Consider the following 17,853-nt stretch of genomic DNA (forward strand, 5'->3'; position numbering starts at 1 on the left):
CCCGCTCGCGCAGCGGTCAGAACGGTGGAGCCGCCAGACTCACCAGGCGTCGACGGTGACGTGCATCGCGTTGAGGTACTGGTGGATCTCAGCCGCGTCGGCGCCGGAGCGCATGATGACCTGGAGCCCAAGCAGGTAGGTGGTGAGAAGGTCGGTCCGCGCTCGGGCGATCTCGGAGTCGACCTCCTCCTCGGACATGGCGTGACCGATGAGGGTGTGGATCTGCTCGCGCATCTGTCGTCGGTAGTCGGTCGAGAAGTCGTAGCTGGGCAGGCTTCCTCGCAGCTCGTTGGAGGCCATTACCATCAGGCAGCCGTCGCGGCCGCGCTCGGAGATCGCGTCTGCTTCAAACATCTCCAGGAACCGGTGGACCCCGTCGATCCCGGGCCCGGCCTGGTCGATCAGGGCAGCGAACATCGCAATCCGCTCGGCGAGATAGCGCCGCAGCACGGTCGCGAAGAGCTCCTCCTTGGTCCCGAAGGTGCGGTAGAGGCTCGGCTTGTGGACTCCGCTGGTCTCCACGATGTCCGCCATCGAGGTCTGGCCGTACCCCTGCCGCCAGAACAGAGCGGTCAGCTCGGCGAGGACCGCTTCCTCGTCGAAGAGTCTCGGGCGGCCGATGGGTGCCTTGGCGGTCGTGCTCATGGGGTGATGCTACGGCCTCGGGCCTCATTTGTAACCCTTCGGTAGTAAAGTCGAGTGCGGTAAGGTACCGTTCGGTACAGAACGTTGTTCCCAATGGCTTTCACTGCCGGCCCACCATCGAGACGGAGCACCCATGACTGACTTCCCGCTGCACGACGAGACCACCGCCCCCGAGGCGAGCAGGGAACTGCTCGCCCGGTCGAGGAAGCAGAACGGGATGATCCCGGGGCTGCACGCGACCATGGCCGAGGCGCCCGGCCTGCTCGAGGGCTACCAGCTGGTGCACCAGCTGTTCGTCGACTCGAGCTTCGACAAGGACGAGCTGACCGTGGTCTGGCAGTCCGTCAACGTCGAACACTCCTGCCACTACTGCGTCCCGGCGCACACCGGTATCGCGAAGGGCATGAAGGTCGACGACGCGATCACCGACGCGCTGCGCGACGGAACACCCCTGCCGGGCGAGCGCCTCGAGGCGCTGCGCACCTTCACCCTTGCCATGGTCCGCGAGCGCGGAAACGTGGACGATGTCGCAGTGCAGGCGTTCCTGGACGCCGGCTTCACCAAGCGCCAGGTGCTCGAGGTCATCCTCGGTGTCTCGCAGAAGGTGATGTCGAACTACACCAACCACCTGGCGCGGACGCCTGTCGACGCGCCGTTCGAGAAGTTCGCCTGGCAGGGAGCGGCCGCAACCGTCTGAGTGGTCGCACCGCACTCGGGGGTGGTGTGAGGTGAACGCTCCGCCCGGGACGACCTTGCCGTCGACGTGGGCGTCGTAGTAGCTCGCGACTCCCTTCCAGGGGCAGATGCGCAGCAGCCCCAGGGTCGCGGCGATGGCGGCACCACCGGCCGGGGGGAGGAGCGCCTCGACCACAGGGGTTCCCGATCCTGTCCACGTGGGCCCGTCGCGGCGACCGGCCGCAGATAGGAGCCCCGTGAGCGCCAGCAGCACCGAGGCCGCCGCCGGTGAACAGGATGCGTCGTTGAGCCGACGGGTCATCCGGTGAGCTGTCCTGATCAACGGCCCACGGCCAGTCTGCTGCCAGGATCAGCGGAGCGAGCTGCCACGTGGTCCTGGGACGCCCCGCGACCCTCATCTGCTGGCCCAGACGTGATCGTCATCGGGGAAGGGTCGGCCGCAACCACGCCCTGGTGCGCGCCCCGGTCGTCGACCTGCTCCGGAGGCACGGCCCTCAGGGTCTCGTCACGCCGATCGAGGTTGCCCGAGCCGCCCTGAGCGACGATTCCGGGCTGATCGGTGGGGCCGTCTGGCCGCGTGCGATCGGAGGGGTGAGCGTGTGACGAGCGTAGGGTCGCCGAGGTGCGGGCCCTACGACAGGAGGCAGATCACGTGCATGACTACGACCTGATCGTGATCGGTGCTGGCAGTGGCAACATGCTGTTCACCGACGAGATGACCCGGATGAGGACGGCGATCGTGGAGCCGGACCGGTTCGGGGGGACGTGCCTGAACCGAGGCTGCATCCCCTCGAAGATGCTGGTGGTGGCCGCCGACGCGGCTCTCGCCGTCGAGGAGTCCGCTCGCCTCGGGGTGCACGCTCGTCTGGAGCGCGTGGACTGGCCAGCCATCCGGGCGCGCGTCTTCGGGCGCATCGACCCGCTGCACGAGCAGTCCGTCGCCTACCGTCGCGCGTCGGGGGTCGACGTGTTCACCGAGCCGGCGCGCTTCATCGGCCCTCGTCAGATCCAGGTCGGCGACCGCGCCATCACCGGCGAGCAGATCGTCGTTGCCTCTGGGTCGCGTCCGGCCATCCCAGCGATCCCCGGGCTGGATGGCGTCGAGTTCCACACCTCGGACACGATCATGCGCATCGCGGAGGTCCCGCGGTCGATGGCAGTCATCGGCGGCGGATTCATCGCCGCCGAGATGGGGCACGTCTTCGCCGCCTTCGGCTCGGCGGTGAGCATCGTCCAGCGTGGCCCGAGGCTGCTCATGGCCGAGGACGAAGCTGTCTCGCAACGGTTCACCGACCAGGCCGCCCGCCGCTTCGACCTGCACCTGGACACGGTCGTCACGTCGGTGGAGCGCTCGGCGACGGGCGTCGCCGTCACCGTCACCGGTCCTGCCGGTCCTGCCGTGCTCGACGTGGAGGTGCTTCTGGTGGCGGCCGGTCGCCAGCCCAACACCGACCTGCTCGACGCGACTGCCGCGGGGCTGGCACTGGACGCGCACGGCCACCTCGTCACCGACGAGACCTACCGCACCAACGTTGCCGGGGTGTGGTCGCTCGGTGACGCGACCAACCACTTCCAGCTCAAGCACATGGCCAACGCCGAGATGCGCGTCCTCACCCACAACCTCATCCACCCGGAGGCCCTGCGGCGGTTGCCGACCGGGCTGGCGCCGCACGCCGTCTTCTCGCACCCGCAGATCGCGGGCGTCGGGCTCACCGAGGCGCAAGCCGTCGAGCAGGGGATCGACCACGTGGTCGCCGTTCGCCCGTACTCGGACACCGCCTACGGCTGGGCTCTCGAGGACACCGAGAGCTTCGTCAAGCTGGTCGCCGATCCCACGACCCGCCTGCTTCTCGGCGCGCACATCATCGGTCCGCAGGCCGCGACGCTGCTGCAACCGCTGCTGCAGGGGATGATGCTCGGCCTGACCGTCGACCAGCTCGGCCGAGAGGTCCTCTACGTCCATCCCGCGCTCACCGAGGTCGTGGAACAAGCCCTGCTCGAGCTGTAGACCCGCGCCGGCGAGCTCAGCACCCGGCAACCTGGACCAGCAGATCGTCCAGTCCATCGTTCACATCCCAGGGGTCGCCCTGGTGGGTGAGGCCTGGTCCAGTGCCCAGGCGGCGTTGACCAGGCCGATGTGGCTGAAGGCCTGGGGGAAGTTGCCGAGGAGCTCGCCGGTGGCGGAGTCGACCTCTTCGGCGAGCAGCCCGACGTCGTTGGCATGGCTCGCCGCACGTTCGAAGACCGCGATGCCTTCCTCGGGACGCTTGGCCAGGGCGAGGGCGTGGGCAAGCCAGAAGGTGCAGAGCAGGAAGGTGCCCTCCAGTCCCTCGAGCCCGTCCACGCCGGAGCCGGTGTGGTAGCGGTGGACCAGCCCTCGGGAATCGGTGAGCTGCTCACGGACGGCGTCGATCGAGGACAGCACCCTCGGGTCGTCGGGGGGCAGGAAGCCGACGATGGGGAGGAGCAGGACGGTGGCGTCGAGGTCGGGGCTGTCGAAGGACTGGGTGAACGCACCCTGGTCCTCGTCCCAGCCCCGGGTCTCCACGGCGGTCCGGACCTCCTCCGCGGCAGCCCTCCAGCCGGCGACGCGCCCCCCGGCGTCGAGCAGGTCCGCGAGTCCGATCGTGCGGTCCAGTGCCGCCCAGCACATCACCTTCGAGTGCACGAAGTGCCGCGGATCTCCACGCACCTCCCAGATGCCGTTGTCGGGCTGGTCCCAGCGCGCGGCAGCCGAGTCGGCGAGGCCGACGAGGAAGTCGCGGGTGGGTCCGCTCAGCACACCCAGCTGGTCGCGGAGCTGGGAGGCCGCGTCCAGCAGCTCGCCGTACACGTCGAGCTGGGGCTGGTTCCAGGCGCCGTTGCCCACGCGGACCGGTGCGCTGCCACGCCAACCCGACAGGTGGGGCAGCGTCCGCTCGGAGAGGTCGTGCTCGCCGCCGATCCCGAACATGATCTGAAGTGGGCGGTCGATGAACGAGCCTGCGGCGGCACTGGACATGAAGTCGAAGAACTCGTAGGCCTCGTCGGGGCAGGCGGCGACCCACAGTGCCTGCATGGTCATGCTGGCGTCGCGGACCCAGGAGTAGCGGTAGTCCCAGTTGCGTCCGCCACCGACCTGCTCGGGCAGGGAGGTGGTCGGTGCGGCGACGATCGCGCCGGTGGGCTGGTAGCTGAGTGCCTGCAGCACTCGTCCTGAATGGTGCACCAGGTCACACCAGGGGCCCTGGTAGCTCTGGTGGAGCGCCGACCACTCCTGCCAGCCGATCACCGTCTCATCGATCAACGCGGAGATCTCGGGTCCGGTGCGGGTCGCCGGGTCGGGTGTGCCGAGTGCCGCGTGCTCGAGACCGAAGCAGGCGCCCTCGCCCGAATGGAGCTCGAAGTGGGCGGAGGTCTCCTCCCGCTCCACATCGAGAGGGACAGAGCTCGACAACGTCAGCCGGCTCGCGCCGCCGGTGACCATCAGACCCCCGTCCACGGGAGTGACGACAGGCAGAACCAGCCCGTACTCCGGACGCGCACGGAACGACATCAGGACGCTGACGTGCCCTTCGGTGCAGCTCGCAGTCCGCGCAAGCAGGTGGGGAGCGTGCTCGCCGAGCGCATGCGGGTCGTGGTTGTCTCCGAGACCCAGGGCGTCTCGCAGCTCGAGGGTCCCCGTCGAGGTGTGGAACTTCGTGAGAAGCACCATGCTGCCGGCGACGTACTCGCGTTCCACCCGGAAGTCGGCGTCCGGTCGGATGGACCAGTGGCCACCCTCGTCGTCGAGAATGGCGGCGAAGACCGATGGACTGTCGAACCGGGGCATGCACAGCCAGTCGACCGAGCCGCCCGAGGAGACAAGGGCTGCCGAGTGCCGGTCCGAGAGCAGTGCGTAGTCGGCGATGGGCAGCGAGCTCATGCCGACGCCTCGGCAGTGGCGGCGGTCGCGTCGTCGGCTACCCGGGGCAGGGTGTCGCCGGGTGCCATCGACGTGCGCACATCGACCTCGGAGTGCAGCGTGCGGTGCACGGGGCATCGGTCAGCGATCTCGAGCAGCCGCCGGCGTTGTTCGGCATCGAGGTCGCCGGTCAGCTCGATCACCCGCTCGACGCGGTCGAGCTGGCCGGACTGGGTCGCGCAGCCCGCGCAGTCCTTGGCGTGGATCCGGGAGTGCCTCAACGAGACGCTCACGTTCTCCAACGGCCACCCCTTGCGCGCGGCGTACATGCGCAGCGTCATCGACGTGCAGGCGCCGAGACCGGCGAGCAGCAGGTCGTACGGCGAGGGGCCGGTGTCGTGCCCGACCGGCGCGGGCTCGTCGGCGCTGAGGACGTGCCGCCCTGCGGTGATCCGCTGGCCGTAAGGACCGCGCCCGTTCTCGGACACCACGACGAGGCCCTCCTCCGCCCGCAGCGCGGTCGCGCTCATGGGCGGGGCGGACGACATGGCGGCGTCGTCGAGGTACCGGCTCGCCCAGGTCGCCAGGACGGCGGCGGCGAAGCGGGCATCGTCAGGTCGGGTGAGCAGGTGGTCGGCGCCGTCGAGGGAGACGAACGACTTCGGGTGGCGGGCCGCCTCGAAGATCTTGCGCGCGTTCTCGACGCCGACCGTCTCGTCGTTCGGCGAGTGCAGCACCAGCAAGGGAACTCCCAGGCGCTGGATCCGCTCGGCCTGGGGCTGGCTGGTCACGTCATCGAGGAACTGCTTGCGGATCCGGAACGGACGCGAGGCCAGGCAGACCTCGACCTCGCCCTTCTGCTCGATCTCTGCTCGGCTCTCGGCGAGCAGGTGCAGCAGGTGTTCGGTGCCTGCTGGGGCACCGATGGTGGCGACCGCGCGCGTCTCCGGCACGTGTTCGGCGGCGGCCAGCACGGCGGCGCCGCCGAGGGAGTGACCGACGAGGATCGTGGGTGCCTGGTGGTGCTGGCGCAGGTAGTCGGCGGCGCTGACCAGGTCACCGACGTTCGAGGTGAAGTCGGTGTTGGCGAAATCCCCTCCGGAGCCGCCGAGACCGGTGAAGTCGAAGCGCAGGACGGCGATGCCGAAACCGGTCAGTGCCTGCGCGATCCTCGATGCGGCGAGGACGTCCTTGGTGCAGGTGAAGCAGTGCGCGAAGAGCGCATATGCCTGGGGGTTGGTCTGGGGCAGGTCCAGGCGGCCGGCCAGCTGGGCACCGCTGGAGCCGGGGAACTCGATGCGGGTGGACGTGGTCGAGCTCATCGCGACCACCCGCCGGAGAACAGTCGGCGGAGCCGGCTCGGCGCGCGCTCCACCGTGACGCCGCCTCCGAAGGCGACGTGCCTCTCGGTATCGGCTGCCGCCGCGCTGGGAGCGCGGTACCGCCAGGCAGCGCCCCGGTTCGTCTTGTCACCCACGACGATGTCGTAGTAGCTGGCGGTGCCCTTCCAGGGGCAGACCGTCTGCCGGTCGTTCTCCTCGAGCAGCTCCCAGCGGAGCGAGTCGGCGGAGAAGTAGTGGTTGCCCTCGACGACCGAGGTGGTCTCGCTGTCGGCGATCACGGTGCCGTTCCAGCTGGCCTGTGTCATGACGATCTCCTGTGGCGGCTCGGCGGTGCCGGGCTGTTCGTGGGTGGGGCCGGACGGGTTCAGGCGGTCGGTCGGGCCGAGTCCGCTGCGTGGTGCCGGGCGTAGATGAGCCCCAGGGTCATGCCGAAGGCGGCGTGGGCGACGTACCAGAGCCACTGCGGCGACACCGCTGCTCCGGTGAACAGGTCCGCGGTGCCAGCGTTCAGGGGCAGCACGACGTAGCGCATGACGACCCAGGTGGCGATGCCGAACATGGTGCCCAGCGCGACCGAAGCCAGTACGCCCTGCTTCTTGACCACCACCGCCATCAGGAGGGCGAACGCGACGCCGAGCATCATCGAGTTGGCCAGGTGACCGCCCATGCCCAGGACGATGGCGCCGACGTGTTCGGACGGTGCGCCGAACTGGTCGCTGCCGGCCACGAAGGCCCAGATCGCCATCGGGGCATCCCACAGTGTGTGACCGTCAGCGAAGGCGCCGTAGGCCATCTCGATCATCGCCATCATCATGCCGGCGACGCCGCCGCCGATGGCTCCGGCGGTGATCGTGCGGGGAAGGTCGAGCGACCCCTGGTGGGTAGTGGTCGGGTGCAAGGTCGTCATGGTGTGCTCCTGTGAGTGGTGTGGGACCAGGACCGCCGGGACGGTCACGGTGCGAGACCCGAGGAATGGGTTCTGGATGGGGAACACGTCGTCGACGGCCCTGCTGCGGGGAGTGTCAGGTTGCTGACACAGCAGGTCACGACGACTCGGCGCGGCGCACGTGCGAGTGCGCTGCGAACAGGGGGAGGGGCTGCCGGCCCGCCACGGAGGCGGCGTTGGCCAGCCAGTCGGACGTGTGCTGGTAGGCCCGTCGGATCAGGTCGTCGGCCTGGCTGAAATCGGTCGGGGCCACCGAGATCGGGCACAGCGGCGGCACGACCCGCAGGTCAACCGCGTCGGCGTACCGCTCGACATCGAGACTCAGCCGCTGGTGGATCATCAGCGTCACCGCGTGCAGCGACATCCCCAACGCGGAGCGCGGCGGCTCGTGCAACGAGCACGAGTAGCCGGTGGCCAGGACCCAGACGGTGTCGGCACCCAGCTCCACGGCGTGTGAGATCGGGGCGTTGTTGACGACACCGCCGTCCATGTAGTGCCGGCCGTCGATCGGGACCGGCGGAAGCAGTCCGGGGATGGCGGTGCTGGCCAGGATGGTCTCGACCGCGGGCCCGTCGGAGAACAGGACCCCGAGCCCGGTCAGGACGTCGGTGGCCAGCACGTGGAACGCCACCGGTGCGTCCTCCAGCCGTTCGAAGCGAAGATGCTTGCGCAGCAGCAGCCGAAGCCCCCGATCACTGACCAGGTGGTCGCTGCGACCAGCGAAGCCGAGGAGCCCGCGCAGCGGGTCTGCCGGGAACACCTGACCGCGGCGCAACGAGCGCCACAGGTCGCCCAGCTCGTCGAGCGGGGCGTCGGCCGCGACCCAGGCCCCGTTCAGCGCCCCGACGGAGGTTCCGATCACGAGTTCGGGGCGCACCCCGCTCTCGTGCAGGGCCATCATCATGCCCACCTGGGCGGCTCCCAGGTTGGCCCCGCCCGACAGCACCAGCGCCGAAGTCATCTCAGCCCCCGTGGCCGATGACCGCGATCGCGACCTGTTCGCTCATGGTGGCTGCTCCTCATTCGGTTCGGTGGTGCCGCTCGTCCGCGACGTCCTCTGCTCTGGCAACCCGGCCCGGGCAGCAAGAATCCGTAGAGTGTCAGCGTGGTGACACAGCTGCTCCCCGGGCGCGGGCCGGACCCGGCCGCTGTCCAGAGCGCTGCCTGGGTCGCCCGCTGCGTCGGCCGAGGCGCGAGCGTCCCGTTGGGACCCGAGGACCTACGGGCGCTGGCCTCCACCCTGGAGGCGAGAGCGATCGCCCCTGGAGGGGTGCTGTTCAGAGCCGGCGTCGGACCGGCAGGCGTGTGGTTGATCCGATCCGGACAGGTCGAGCTGGCTGTGGGATCGGGGCGCAAGCGCGCTGTCCTGACGGTGCTCGGGGAGGGCGATGTGGACGGCGACATCCCGATGCTGTTGAAGATGCCGCCGCCCTACACGGCGCGCGCGCTGGACCCGGTGAGCTGCCTGTACCTGTCGCCCGAGGCGTTCGAAGGCCTGCTCGCCAGCCAAGGGCAGCTGGCGAGACGTTGGTTGACGAGCGTGGCCAGCCGACTCGCGCACAGCCAGAACAGGCTCGTCGGGCTTCTCGGCGGGTCGCTGACAGCCCAGACCGCACGGTTGCTGCTGGACGAGGCGGACGCGACAGGGACTCTTTCCCTCTCGCAGGCAACGATCGCTGCCATGCTCGGAGCTCGACGTCCCAGCGTGAACAAGGTGCTGGGCGAGCTGGCCGCGGCGGGGCTGGTCGAGGTGTCCTACCGCCACATCCGAGTGATCGATCGCGACCGCCTGGCACAGGTCGACTGACCCTGACCAGGGCACGGCAGCCGTACCGGGCAGGGCGGAGAGGTCGGTAGCCGAGGCCGGGTCGTCGACGGTGAGTCAAGCGGGGCCGGTGCTGGTGTCCGCGTTCGCGTTCGCTCATCCACAAGGCTCCGCGGACCCTGGACAGGGGTCCCGACCTCTCGCAGAATCGAACACATGTGCGAGACAGATGTTGACCCGCTCCCCGGCACGCCGGGCGAGTGCGTCGCTGCGCTCGAGGAGCTCGAGGCACTCAAGGCCCACCTCGCCGCCCGCCAGGTGCGGATCACCGCCCACCTCGACGACCTCCAGCCCGACGCCTCCGACCGCTCGGTCGGTGCCCAGGTCGCCCTCGCCCGCCACGAGTCACCGCACCGCGGCACCCGGCTGCGCGCGATGGCCTGCACCCTCGTCGACGACCTCCCGCACGTCCTGGCCGCCCTCGAGCAAGGCCTGATCAACGAGCACCGCGCCGGGACCCCGCTCGGCGACCGGGCGCTGCGCCTGGCTGCGCAACGGATCGCGATGCGCCTCGACGACCGGGCCGCCGTCAAGCGTCGCGAGCGCGCCCACCGCAACCGCCACGTCACCAGCCAACGCCGCGACGACGGCACCACCCAGATCACCGCCACCCTCCCCGAGGTCCACGCCGCCGCGATCATGCAGTCCCTGCACACCCGCGCGGCCACCGAGAAGAACCTCGACGGCGAGGAACGCTCCTTCTCCCAGGTCGTGGCCGACCTCTTCGTGGCCCGGCTCACCGGCCAGGTCACCGCCACGGCCGTCCCGGTCGCGCTCAACCTCGTCGTCTCCGCCGAAGCCCTCCTCGGCGACAGCGACGAACCCGCCGAGCTGGTCCCCATGCACGGCGGCGCCGGCGGCCCCATCCCCGCCTCCGTGGCCCGCCAGCTCCTCACCTGCTCCCCGGACACCTCGACCCGCATCCGGCGTCTCTTCGCCGACACCGAGCACCTCGTCGCCATGGAGTCCACTTCCCGCACCTTCGACGGACTGCTGCGCCAGTTCGTGACCCTGCGCGACCGGACCTGCCGCACCCCCTGGTGCAACGCCGCGATCCGACAGCACGACCACATCACCCCCGACCACGCAGGCGGCCCCACCAGCGCCACCAACGGCCAAGGACTCTGCACCGCCTGCAACCAGCTCAAGGAAGAACCCGACTGGACCCACACCGCCCTCCACCGAGATGACCTCGACCCCCACCACGTCCAGGTCACCTCACCCGCCGGCCAGACCACCCGCACCAGAGCACCCGACCCACCCGGCCTCGCCCCACCCGCACCCACCTGGATCGAGGAATCACCCGGACACTGGGTCCTCACCGCCTGACGTCTGTGGTCGGAACCTATGAACCCGGGTGCACGGGGCCGAGCCAACGGGGGACCCGGGCACGGTAGGCGTCGTACTCCGCCCCGAAAATGGCGCCGAGATTCCGCTCCTCGGCGGGGATCTGCAGCCGGTCGACGGCGGCCAGGAAGCCGACGATCGGCAGCAGCGCGGTGGCGGAGCGGCGGGCTGCGGCGTGCCCGAGCAGGATGCCGGTCAGCCCGACGTACATCGGGTTGCGGGTGTGGGCGAAGGGCCCGTCGGTGACCAGCACGCTGGCTCGCTCGGGGTGGAACGGCTGGTCGGTGGTGCCGTACCGGCGGAAGAGCCGGTCCGCGGTCATCGAGACACCGAACGAACCCGCGGCCAGGACGAGGCCGCACAGCCCCGAGACCCGGGTGGGCCTCCGTCCGCGGGTCAGCAGGAGCTGCGCCCCCGCAGCCGCGGCGGCGTACGCCGGCGGGGGGATCATGGTGCTCACGGCCATCCATCGATGCTGTCACCGCACGCGTCGGGGAGCAACGGTGCGAGGAACAGGCGGACGGGTCGTTCCGGTGAGAGAAACGTCGCTGGTTCTCTTCAGGTGGACGCTTCCTTGCGCACTGTCGGCGCACCGTGGTGCAATTCACAGCACCCAGTGCGGGTGTTCCCCTAGGAGGAACGGTGTCGCATGTCTGAGCGCCCACGACGAGGTCTGCGCTTCGGAACCACCCTGCTGGTGACGATGCTTCTGGCCGGGGGCCCTCTCGCCACCGGCTCCGTGTCCGCGGCGTCAGGCCGCACGCCGACGGTCGGGTCGATCTCGGCAGGATCGGGCGTCTACGTCGACTCCCGCACCGATGGCAGCAGAGGTCCCGAGGACAGGAGGCCGAAGCGGATCAAGTCGGTCACCGCGGACGCTCGCGACTGCGCGACGCTGACGGGGCGTTCCTTCCGCACCGACGACGGAGACGCCCGCGTGCTCAGCGCTGCCGTGGTCACGACCACGGACACCGCCCGGCCGCTCTGTCAGGCCGCGGTCGTCATCGACGACCGGATCCGCGTCGACGTGCAGGCGCCCCTCACCTGGAACCGCCGCTACGTCCAGCTCGGTGGCGGTGGCTTCTGCGGCAGCGCTCCCACGCTCTCCGGAAGTGGGGCGGACCTCGTAGCCGCCAGGTCCGCGATCGCCAGCAGCGACAGCGGCCACGTGGGCACCCCGTTCGACGCGACCTGGGCCTCCGACTCGCTGCCGGGCAGTGCCCAGGCGGAGACCGACTGGGGCAACCTGTCGGAGCACCTCACGTCCCAGGCGGCCACCTCGGTCCTGCGCGGGCTGTTTCGCAAGAAGACCGCCTACTCCTACTTCATCGGCTGCTCCACCGGCGGCAGGCAGGCCCTGGTGGAGGCCCAGCGCTACCCGGACGACTTCGACGGCATCGTGGCGGGAGCGCCGGCCAACCGGCAGAACTACCTGGCCCCGTTGTCGCAGGGGTGGCGCGAGGTGGTCAACCACCGGGCCGACCGGAGCCTGATCGTCGATCTGGCCGCCACCGACGTGGTGCGTCAGGGCGTGCTCGACGCCTGCGACGCGCTCGACGGGGTGGTCGACGCTGTGGTGGACGATCCGCGCACCTGTGCGTTCGACCCGGGCGACCTGGCCTGCACCGACGACCGGCTCTCGGGGTGCCTGACCTCGGAGCAGGTCACCGTGCTTCGGAAGTGGTACGGCGACCCACGCGACTCCCGGGGCAGCTCGCTCTACCCCGGCGGACTCCCACTGGGCTCCGAGGGCGGCTGGCCCGTCTCCGACGTTCCCCCCGCGGGACAGACGTTGTCCGGGGGCGGCATCTACGCCGAGAACGTGCTGAAGTTCCTGGCCTTCCCGCAGGATCCGCCCGCCACCTACAGCCTGTTCGACTTCGACTTCGACGAGGACCCGCCCCTCCTGGACGCGAGGGCACGGGCGTACAACGCGGACGAGCCCGACATGTCCGCCTTCCGGGCCGCGGGCGGAAAGCTGCTGATGCACCACGGCCTGGCCGATCCGCTGATCACCCCGATGGCGACCATCCAGTACTACGAGGACGGACTGTCGGCCATGGGCGGACTCAAGAAGGTGCGGTCCTGGTACCGCATGTTCCTCCTGCCCGGCGTCTACCACTGCAGCGGCGGACCGGGTCCGGACCAGGTCGACTGGTACGCGGCCATCAGGGCCTGGGTCGAGAAGGGAGAGGCGCCGAAGCGACTGGTGGCGTCGAAGAAGGACGCGTCGCTCACGCGCCCTCTGTTCCCCTACCCGTCGAAGGCGGCGTACTCAGGTGCTGGCTCCACCGACGACCAGGCCTCGTTCGTCCGCGAGCGCGGCCCGCGCGGTCGGGCTGTGCAGGTGGTCACGGCGCACTGACCCGGTTCGACACACTGCACCGAGCCATGCGGGATCCCTCCAGCCGGTCGGCCAACGCTCAGGGAGCAGGCAGCAGCGTCCCGCGCACCGCGTCGTAGACCTCCTGGGCGTAGGCGGTGCGCTGCGTCGAAGGCCGGGCCAGCACGAGCTTGTCGATCAGATCGGTCAGCTCGGCCGGTGCCCAGTCGTGCTCGTCCTGGTTCTCCTCGCCCACGACCTGGTCGCGGAAGTCCGGGTATCCCGGGTAGGGCGTCACTGCCTCGCGCAGGCGATCCCTGGCCACCTGGATCTGCCCGGCGTTGTAGCGACCGAGGTCGCGGTAGGCCGCGAACTGTGCGGTGTGGAAGAACTGGTTGACCGTGTTGACCCGCGGGAAGGTCTCGTCGATCTCGCGGTAGGCCAGCAGCTTCGGCGGCATGTCCTGGGTCAGTGCCGGCTTGCAGTACCAGAGCAGGGTGAAGTGGTGTCCCGGCCGGGTCACGAGCGGGTCCGGGTCCCGGACCTGCCGGTGCACGATGCCGAGTGTCACCGAGCGCGGTGAGTAGTCCTGCCCGGGATAGGGGTCCCGTCCGGCGCGCAGCGTGTCGAGGTTGACCATGACGGTCGCGTTGCACTCGAGCTTGGCCAGGTCGATCGCCTTCGACAGCGAGGCCACGCGGTGACCGGCGCCGGCGTCCGCGTCGACGCAGACGATCTCCCGGTGCAGTCCGGTCCGGAGCAGCTCGACCAGTGCGGTGTTCTCCCAGTGGCCGCCGTCGGTGACGTAGAGGTACAGGTCACTGGGGTCGTGGAAGCCGAGGAACTCCTTGAGCAGGTAGCCCAGCCGCGGTGAGGGCAGCGTGGCCTTCGCGTCGACCAGCTGGGCGGCGTACCGGGGGTTCGGGACCCACATGCCGAGCCGCACGTTCGCGAAGGCCAGCAGCATGCTCAGCGGGCCGGCGCCGATCCGGCCCATCGCGGGCGAGACCGCCGCGCCGGAGATCCCCACGGCCATCATGGTGGTCAACCGTGGCCGGCGGTTGCCGGCCATCAGAGCGGACATGTCCTCGGTGCGCGCTGCGTAGGCGCGCCACTCGCCCTCCCCGTTGAGGGGCGCGAAGAGTCGCACGTGGTTGGGGGAGAAGGTCATGCTCAGCGCTGGGATGCCGTAGTGCGTGCGCACCTCGCGCCCGCTCACCGCGGCGGCCGCGCAGATCGTCAGGGGACTCGAGGAGAGCGCCACCAGGTCCGGTTCCGGCAGGCGGGCGCTGGACCCCTCGTCACCGTTGGCGTAGGCGACGGCGTACGTCGAGTCCGGTGTCGGCCGGTACGTCGCGAATCCCGCGCGCAGCTTGCCGCGGTAGAACGCGGACAGCGACCACCACTCCGCGCTGGTGCTGAAGTGGACGATCAGCAGCCCCAGGATCGCGGCGATCCACAGCGTGGTGTCACGCGCGTCGGGCGCTGCGGCCAGGGCGGACAGCGCCCACATGCTCGTGATGAAGAGCAGCAGCACCGCGAAGAGGAGGCCGGCGACCACCGGCGCGAACCGGGCCAGGGGCTTGCGCAGGATCCGGAGCAGGGCTCCCGCGCTGCCGAGCCCGCCGAGGATCGCGAGCAGGGCGGCGCCGAGCCCGTTGCCCTCGACGGGGTCCCAGAGCCTGGCGATGAGCAGGGGCAGCCCGACCAGGAGCAGTGCGAGCAGGGCCGCGAGCCCGAGCCCGCCGTACCCGAGGACCTTGAGGATCAGCAGGAAGCCCGGTGGTGATTCGCCGCTCCGGCGGTTGACCTCGTCCTTCTTGGCCAGCACGACCCAGACGAGGATCGATCCGATGCCGACTCCCAACCAGATCAGCACCGAGGGGGCGGTGCGGCTCAACGACGGGAGGCAGTACGACAGGTCGGCGGTGGCCTGGGTCGGCTCCTGCAGCGCAGGGCAGCCGAGCGCGAAGTACCACCGGTAGAACCAGCCGAGCGGCTGGCTGACAGCCCAGAGCATCGCGAGGAACACCACGACGTTGATCGCTACCCCGGTGAGGACGATCGCGACGACAGCGGGACGCCGCTCGGCGACCATCCGGTCGTGATCTCGCGGGTCCGTCACCCGGGTGCGCCGCCCGGTCGTGGAGCCGTCCTCGCGCATCATCCGGTCCTGGCTGATGCCGCGGGGGGCGTTGCTGAGCAGGTAGCCCAGGTTGGCCTCGACGTGGCGTTCCTCCGGGCCCGGTCGGTCGGTCTCGGTCCAGCTCCACGGTCGCGGCGCGTCGGTCGGTCTCCCCGGGGCGTGCCGAGCCAGGCTCCAACCGCCGGCCATGTAGGAGCCGCCGGAGACCGAGGTGATGTCGGCAGCGTCGTCCCAACCCAGCGGGTGCCCGCGTTCGAGGGACTGCAGCGCGCCCAACGAGATCGAGGCCGCACGGATGCCGCCGCCGGAGATCGCGATGCCCAGGTCGCGCGGGCTCTGCTCGGCGACGGTCCAGGTCGCGGCATGACTGCCCGGATCGTCGCTCACGTGCGACACCGCGGCCGTCTGGAGGACGTCGCGCACCCGGCGATCGAGGAGCAGCGACAGCACGCCCCCGAGGCCGTACAGCGCGACCATGACGACCAGCAGCCACTTCCCCCAGGCTGCGGCCGCCGCCACGCGCCACGTCCACTCGGCGCGGGCGACCCCCGTGTCCGCCACCGCCCACCCGATGAAGACGTTCTCCAGCAGGTCCAGGACGCCCGCAGCGACGGCGAACCACATCAGCTTCGGCGCCAGCCGTCGGGTGCTGACGGTGCGGTAGTTGCACCCGGTCCGGGCGAGCAGCGCCAGGAGGGCGACGTACACGGTGATGAAGAGCAGGTCCCACCACAGTGCGGCGCGGACCTCGCTGTCGGGGTAGGCGTCGAGCCAGGCGACGCGCGGAGGCTCCAGGGTCACGTCGACGATCGGTTCGCCGGCGAGCGCGCGACGGCAGGCAGGAGTCAGCTCCACCTGGGCCAGGCAGTCGGCCTGGGTGGGCGGGTCGGGCGGGTCGGGAAGCACCTGGCCGGTGGCCCCGAGGAACTCGAAGCCGAGGATGCCCGGCGCGAAGGTGGTCTCCGGGCCCGGGTCGTCGAGCGAGGCCAGCGGGAGGAGTGCGACGAGCACCGCGCCGAGGAGGACCGCCGGCAGCAGCACCCACCACCCCGTGGTGGCGCGGAGGGCCCGTCCCAGCGGGGTTGGCCGCCGGGGCTCGTCCGCCTCGCTCGTGGGATCCGAGGTCATGCCCGATCACCTGCCCTCCCGCAAGGAACCGCATCTCCGTTCTACCGGCATCCGGTGCCGCTGACCAGAGCCAGGCGGGTCGCCGGCCGATGCGACGCGACGGTGACAGAGAGGCGTGGTTGCCCCGGTCTGCCAGGGTGTGCCCATGGACGTCTCGAGCACGCGCACCCATCAGGAGTCGATCGCGGTGGAGGCGCCGCCCGAGGTCCTCTACGACCTCGTCTCCGACATCAGACGCACCGGCGAGTGGAGCCCGGTCTGCGCTGACTGCTGGTGGCACGACGAGAGCGAGGCCGGCCGGGTCGGTGCCTGGTTCACCGGACGCAACGAGCTGCCGCACCGCACGTGGGAGACCCGGTCTCAGGTGGTGGCGGCCGAGCGGGGCCGTGAGTTCGCGTGGGTCGTGGGCGACGGGTTCGTCAGGTGGGGCTTCTCGATGGCTCCGGACCGAGCCGGGACACTGCTCACCGAGTCCTGGGAGTTCCTGCCGGACGGCATCACCTTCTTCGAGACCACGTTCAGCGACGAGGCGCCCGCCCAGATCGCCGACCGCACCCGGCAGGCGCTCGACGGCATCCCGCGCACGCTCGCTGCGATCAAGCGGATCGCCGAGGGTTCCCAGCACTGACGGTGCAGGGCACGTCACGGGCGTTGGCCCGGTGACAGGGGCCCCTCCGAGGCGTAACGTCGATGGGTGCCCGCTCCGGGCGGGGTGGGCTCTGGAGAGGGGAGCCACACATGTTCATCCAGGTCATCCAGGGTCGGTGCAACGACCCGGATCGAATGCGCCAGCTCACCGAGGAGTGGCGCGCACAGCTGGGCCCGACCGCCGAGGGGTGGCTCGGCGGGACCTACGGGATCACCGACGACGGAGAGGCCGTGGCCGTCGTCCGCTTCGACTCGCGTGAGGCTGCGAGCCGCAACTCCGCCCGGCCCGAGCAGGGGGAGTGGTGGCAGCAGATGGAGGCCTGCTTCGACGGCGAGGTCACCGTCCACGACTGCGACAACGCCATGCTGTTCCTCGGCGGCGGCTCCGACGAGGCCGGCTTCGTCCAGGTGATCCAGGGGCGCATCGACGACCCGGAGCGCTTCCGTCACTTCATGGAGCGGCCGATGGACGCCCTGCACGAGGTGCGCCCCGAGATCATCGGCGGCACGCTGGCCATGGAGCCGGACGGGTGGTTCGTCCAGACCATCGCCTTCCGCACCGAGGAGGAGGCGCGGGCGGGCGAGCAGAAGCAGATGCCGCCCGAGGTCCGTGGGGAGTTCGAGGACACGATGGCGCACGTGAGCGACCAGCGGTTCCTCGACCTGCACCGGCCGTGGTTCGCCAGCGCCGGCTGAGTCATCGGGTGTCGGTGATGTCCTCGGGGCGGATCGGGACCCGGCACAGGGGGAGGCCCGTGGCGTGCGGGTCGGCGTGCTCCAGCACCTCGATCGGCATCGGCGGGGTGTCGAGGATCGTCGGGATCAGGTAGTCGGTGAACGACGGCTTGAGATGACGACCTGCTCGCCCCCGAGCTCGGTGCGACAGATCTGCTGCTCCACGGTGACCAGTCCCTGTGAGATGC

15 protein-coding genes are annotated in these 17,853 nt (G+C 70.3%); 7 read left to right on the forward strand and 8 right to left on the reverse strand.

The features are described from left to right. Window positions 1–39: 39 nt before the first annotated feature. On the reverse strand, window positions 40–645 hold the full coding sequence (locus tag I601_RS15850) for a TetR/AcrR family transcriptional regulator (protein WP_068111786.1): 606 nt from the start codon (window positions 643–645) through the stop codon (window positions 40–42). A 133-nt stretch (window positions 646–778) separates the two neighbouring features. On the opposite strand from I601_RS15850, the gene I601_RS15855 reads away from it, so the two are divergent. Together I601_RS15855 and I601_RS15860 are read left to right on the forward strand one after the other, a co-directional pair. Beyond that, window positions 779–1,342, forward strand: coding sequence for a carboxymuconolactone decarboxylase family protein (locus tag I601_RS15855; RefSeq protein ID WP_068111789.1), 564 nt, complete (start codon window positions 779–781; stop codon window positions 1,340–1,342). Between the two features lie 651 nt (window positions 1,343–1,993). Further along, the gene (locus I601_RS15860) at window positions 1,994–3,349 is read left to right on the forward strand and encodes a mycothione reductase (RefSeq protein WP_157520210.1); all 1,356 of its coding nucleotides are present in this window, start codon (window positions 1,994–1,996) and stop codon (window positions 3,347–3,349) included. 60 nt (window positions 3,350–3,409) lie between these two features. Here I601_RS15860 and I601_RS15865 read toward each other — a convergent pair whose 3' ends face one another. The 5 genes from I601_RS15865 to I601_RS15885 all read right to left on the reverse strand — a co-directional run bounded on the left by I601_RS15865 (window position 3,410) and on the right by I601_RS15885 (window position 8,474). Then, complete coding sequence (locus I601_RS15865) at window positions 3,410–5,245, reverse strand: glycoside hydrolase family 15 protein (RefSeq protein WP_068111792.1); 1,836 nt, start codon at window positions 5,243–5,245, stop codon at window positions 3,410–3,412. Further along, entirely contained in the window at window positions 5,242–6,546 is a 1,305-nt protein-coding gene (locus tag I601_RS15870) for a bifunctional alpha/beta hydrolase/OsmC family protein (RefSeq protein WP_068115079.1), read from the reverse strand. Before I601_RS15870 ends, I601_RS15865 begins: the two co-directional genes overlap by 4 nt. Then, window positions 6,543–6,872, reverse strand: coding sequence for a DUF427 domain-containing protein (locus tag I601_RS15875; RefSeq protein ID WP_068111795.1), 330 nt, complete (start codon window positions 6,870–6,872; stop codon window positions 6,543–6,545). Before I601_RS15875 ends, I601_RS15870 begins: the two co-directional genes overlap by 4 nt. 59 nt (window positions 6,873–6,931) lie before the next feature. After that, window positions 6,932–7,474, reverse strand: a complete 543-nt coding sequence (locus I601_RS15880; protein WP_068111798.1) for a hypothetical protein — start codon at window positions 7,472–7,474, stop codon at window positions 6,932–6,934. Window positions 7,475–7,610: 136 nt separating this feature from the next. After that, the gene (locus I601_RS15885) at window positions 7,611–8,474 is read right to left on the reverse strand and encodes a patatin-like phospholipase family protein (protein WP_068111802.1); all 864 of its coding nucleotides are present in this window, start codon (window positions 8,472–8,474) and stop codon (window positions 7,611–7,613) included. A 144-nt stretch (window positions 8,475–8,618) separates the two neighbouring features. Between I601_RS15885 and I601_RS15890 the strand changes: the two genes are divergently transcribed. Continuing rightward, the gene (locus tag I601_RS15890; protein WP_068111804.1) at window positions 8,619–9,320 is read left to right on the forward strand and encodes a Crp/Fnr family transcriptional regulator; all 702 of its coding nucleotides are present in this window, start codon (window positions 8,619–8,621) and stop codon (window positions 9,318–9,320) included. 174 nt (window positions 9,321–9,494) lie between these two features. Further along, complete coding sequence (locus I601_RS15895; protein WP_068111807.1) at window positions 9,495–10,667, forward strand: HNH endonuclease; 1,173 nt, start codon at window positions 9,495–9,497, stop codon at window positions 10,665–10,667. A 16-nt stretch (window positions 10,668–10,683) separates the two neighbouring features. Here I601_RS15895 and I601_RS15900 read toward each other — a convergent pair whose 3' ends face one another. Continuing rightward, a complete protein-coding gene (locus tag I601_RS15900; RefSeq protein WP_068111809.1) occupies window positions 10,684–11,151 on the reverse strand; it encodes a methyltransferase family protein in 468 nt (155 codons plus the stop codon). Window positions 11,152–11,334: 183 nt separating this feature from the next. Between I601_RS15900 and I601_RS15905 the strand changes: the two genes are divergently transcribed. Then, on the forward strand, window positions 11,335–13,050 hold the full coding sequence (locus I601_RS15905) for a tannase/feruloyl esterase family alpha/beta hydrolase (RefSeq protein WP_084527704.1): 1,716 nt from the start codon (window positions 11,335–11,337) through the stop codon (window positions 13,048–13,050). 58 nt (window positions 13,051–13,108) lie between these two features. On the opposite strand, the gene I601_RS15910 is transcribed toward I601_RS15905, so the two are convergent. Next, window positions 13,109–16,282, reverse strand: a complete 3,174-nt coding sequence (locus I601_RS15910; RefSeq protein WP_068111816.1) for a hypothetical protein — start codon at window positions 16,280–16,282, stop codon at window positions 13,109–13,111. 145 nt (window positions 16,283–16,427) lie between these two features. Here I601_RS15910 and I601_RS15915 point away from each other — a divergent pair, with 145 nt between their 5' ends. Next, window positions 16,428–16,910 carry an SRPBCC family protein gene (locus I601_RS15915; protein WP_068111819.1) on the forward strand — a complete coding sequence of 161 codons (483 nt, stop codon included), beginning with the start codon at window positions 16,428–16,430 and terminating at the stop codon, window positions 16,908–16,910. A gap of 110 nt (window positions 16,911–17,020) precedes the next feature. Continuing rightward, the gene (locus I601_RS15920; RefSeq protein WP_068111822.1) at window positions 17,021–17,626 is read left to right on the forward strand and encodes a hypothetical protein; all 606 of its coding nucleotides are present in this window, start codon (window positions 17,021–17,023) and stop codon (window positions 17,624–17,626) included. Window positions 17,627–17,853: the final 227 nt, after the last annotated feature.

This window comes from Nocardioides dokdonensis FR1436 (genome assembly GCF_001653335.1).
Lineage (GTDB): Bacteria > Actinomycetota > Actinomycetes > Propionibacteriales > Nocardioidaceae > Nocardioides > Nocardioides dokdonensis.

Coding starts and splice junctions, on each gene's coding strand:
- I601_RS15850 (WP_068111786.1), bottom strand. CDS start 645: ATGAGCACGACCGCCAAGGCACCCATCGGCCGCCCGAGACTCTTCGAC.
- I601_RS15910 (WP_068111816.1), bottom strand. CDS start 16,282: ATGACCTCGGATCCCACGAGCGAGGCGGACGAGCCCCGGCGGCCAACC.
- I601_RS15875 (WP_068111795.1), bottom strand. CDS start 6,872: ATGACACAGGCCAGCTGGAACGGCACCGTGATCGCCGACAGCGAGACC.
- I601_RS15865 (WP_068111792.1), bottom strand. CDS start 5,245: ATGAGCTCGCTGCCCATCGCCGACTACGCACTGCTCTCGGACCGGCAC.
- I601_RS15855 (WP_068111789.1), top strand. CDS start 779: ATGACTGACTTCCCGCTGCACGACGAGACCACCGCCCCCGAGGCGAGC.
- I601_RS15885 (WP_068111802.1), bottom strand. CDS start 8,474: ATGACTTCGGCGCTGGTGCTGTCGGGCGGGGCCAACCTGGGAGCCGCC.
- I601_RS15915 (WP_068111819.1), top strand. CDS start 16,428: ATGGACGTCTCGAGCACGCGCACCCATCAGGAGTCGATCGCGGTGGAG.
- I601_RS15920 (WP_068111822.1), top strand. CDS start 17,021: ATGTTCATCCAGGTCATCCAGGGTCGGTGCAACGACCCGGATCGAATG.
- I601_RS15895 (WP_068111807.1), top strand. CDS start 9,495: ATGTGCGAGACAGATGTTGACCCGCTCCCCGGCACGCCGGGCGAGTGC.
- I601_RS15900 (WP_068111809.1), bottom strand. CDS start 11,151: ATGGCCGTGAGCACCATGATCCCCCCGCCGGCGTACGCCGCCGCGGCT.
- I601_RS15905 (WP_084527704.1), top strand. CDS start 11,335: ATGTCTGAGCGCCCACGACGAGGTCTGCGCTTCGGAACCACCCTGCTG.
- I601_RS15880 (WP_068111798.1), bottom strand. CDS start 7,474: ATGACGACCTTGCACCCGACCACTACCCACCAGGGGTCGCTCGACCTT.
- I601_RS15870 (WP_068115079.1), bottom strand. CDS start 6,546: ATGAGCTCGACCACGTCCACCCGCATCGAGTTCCCCGGCTCCAGCGGT.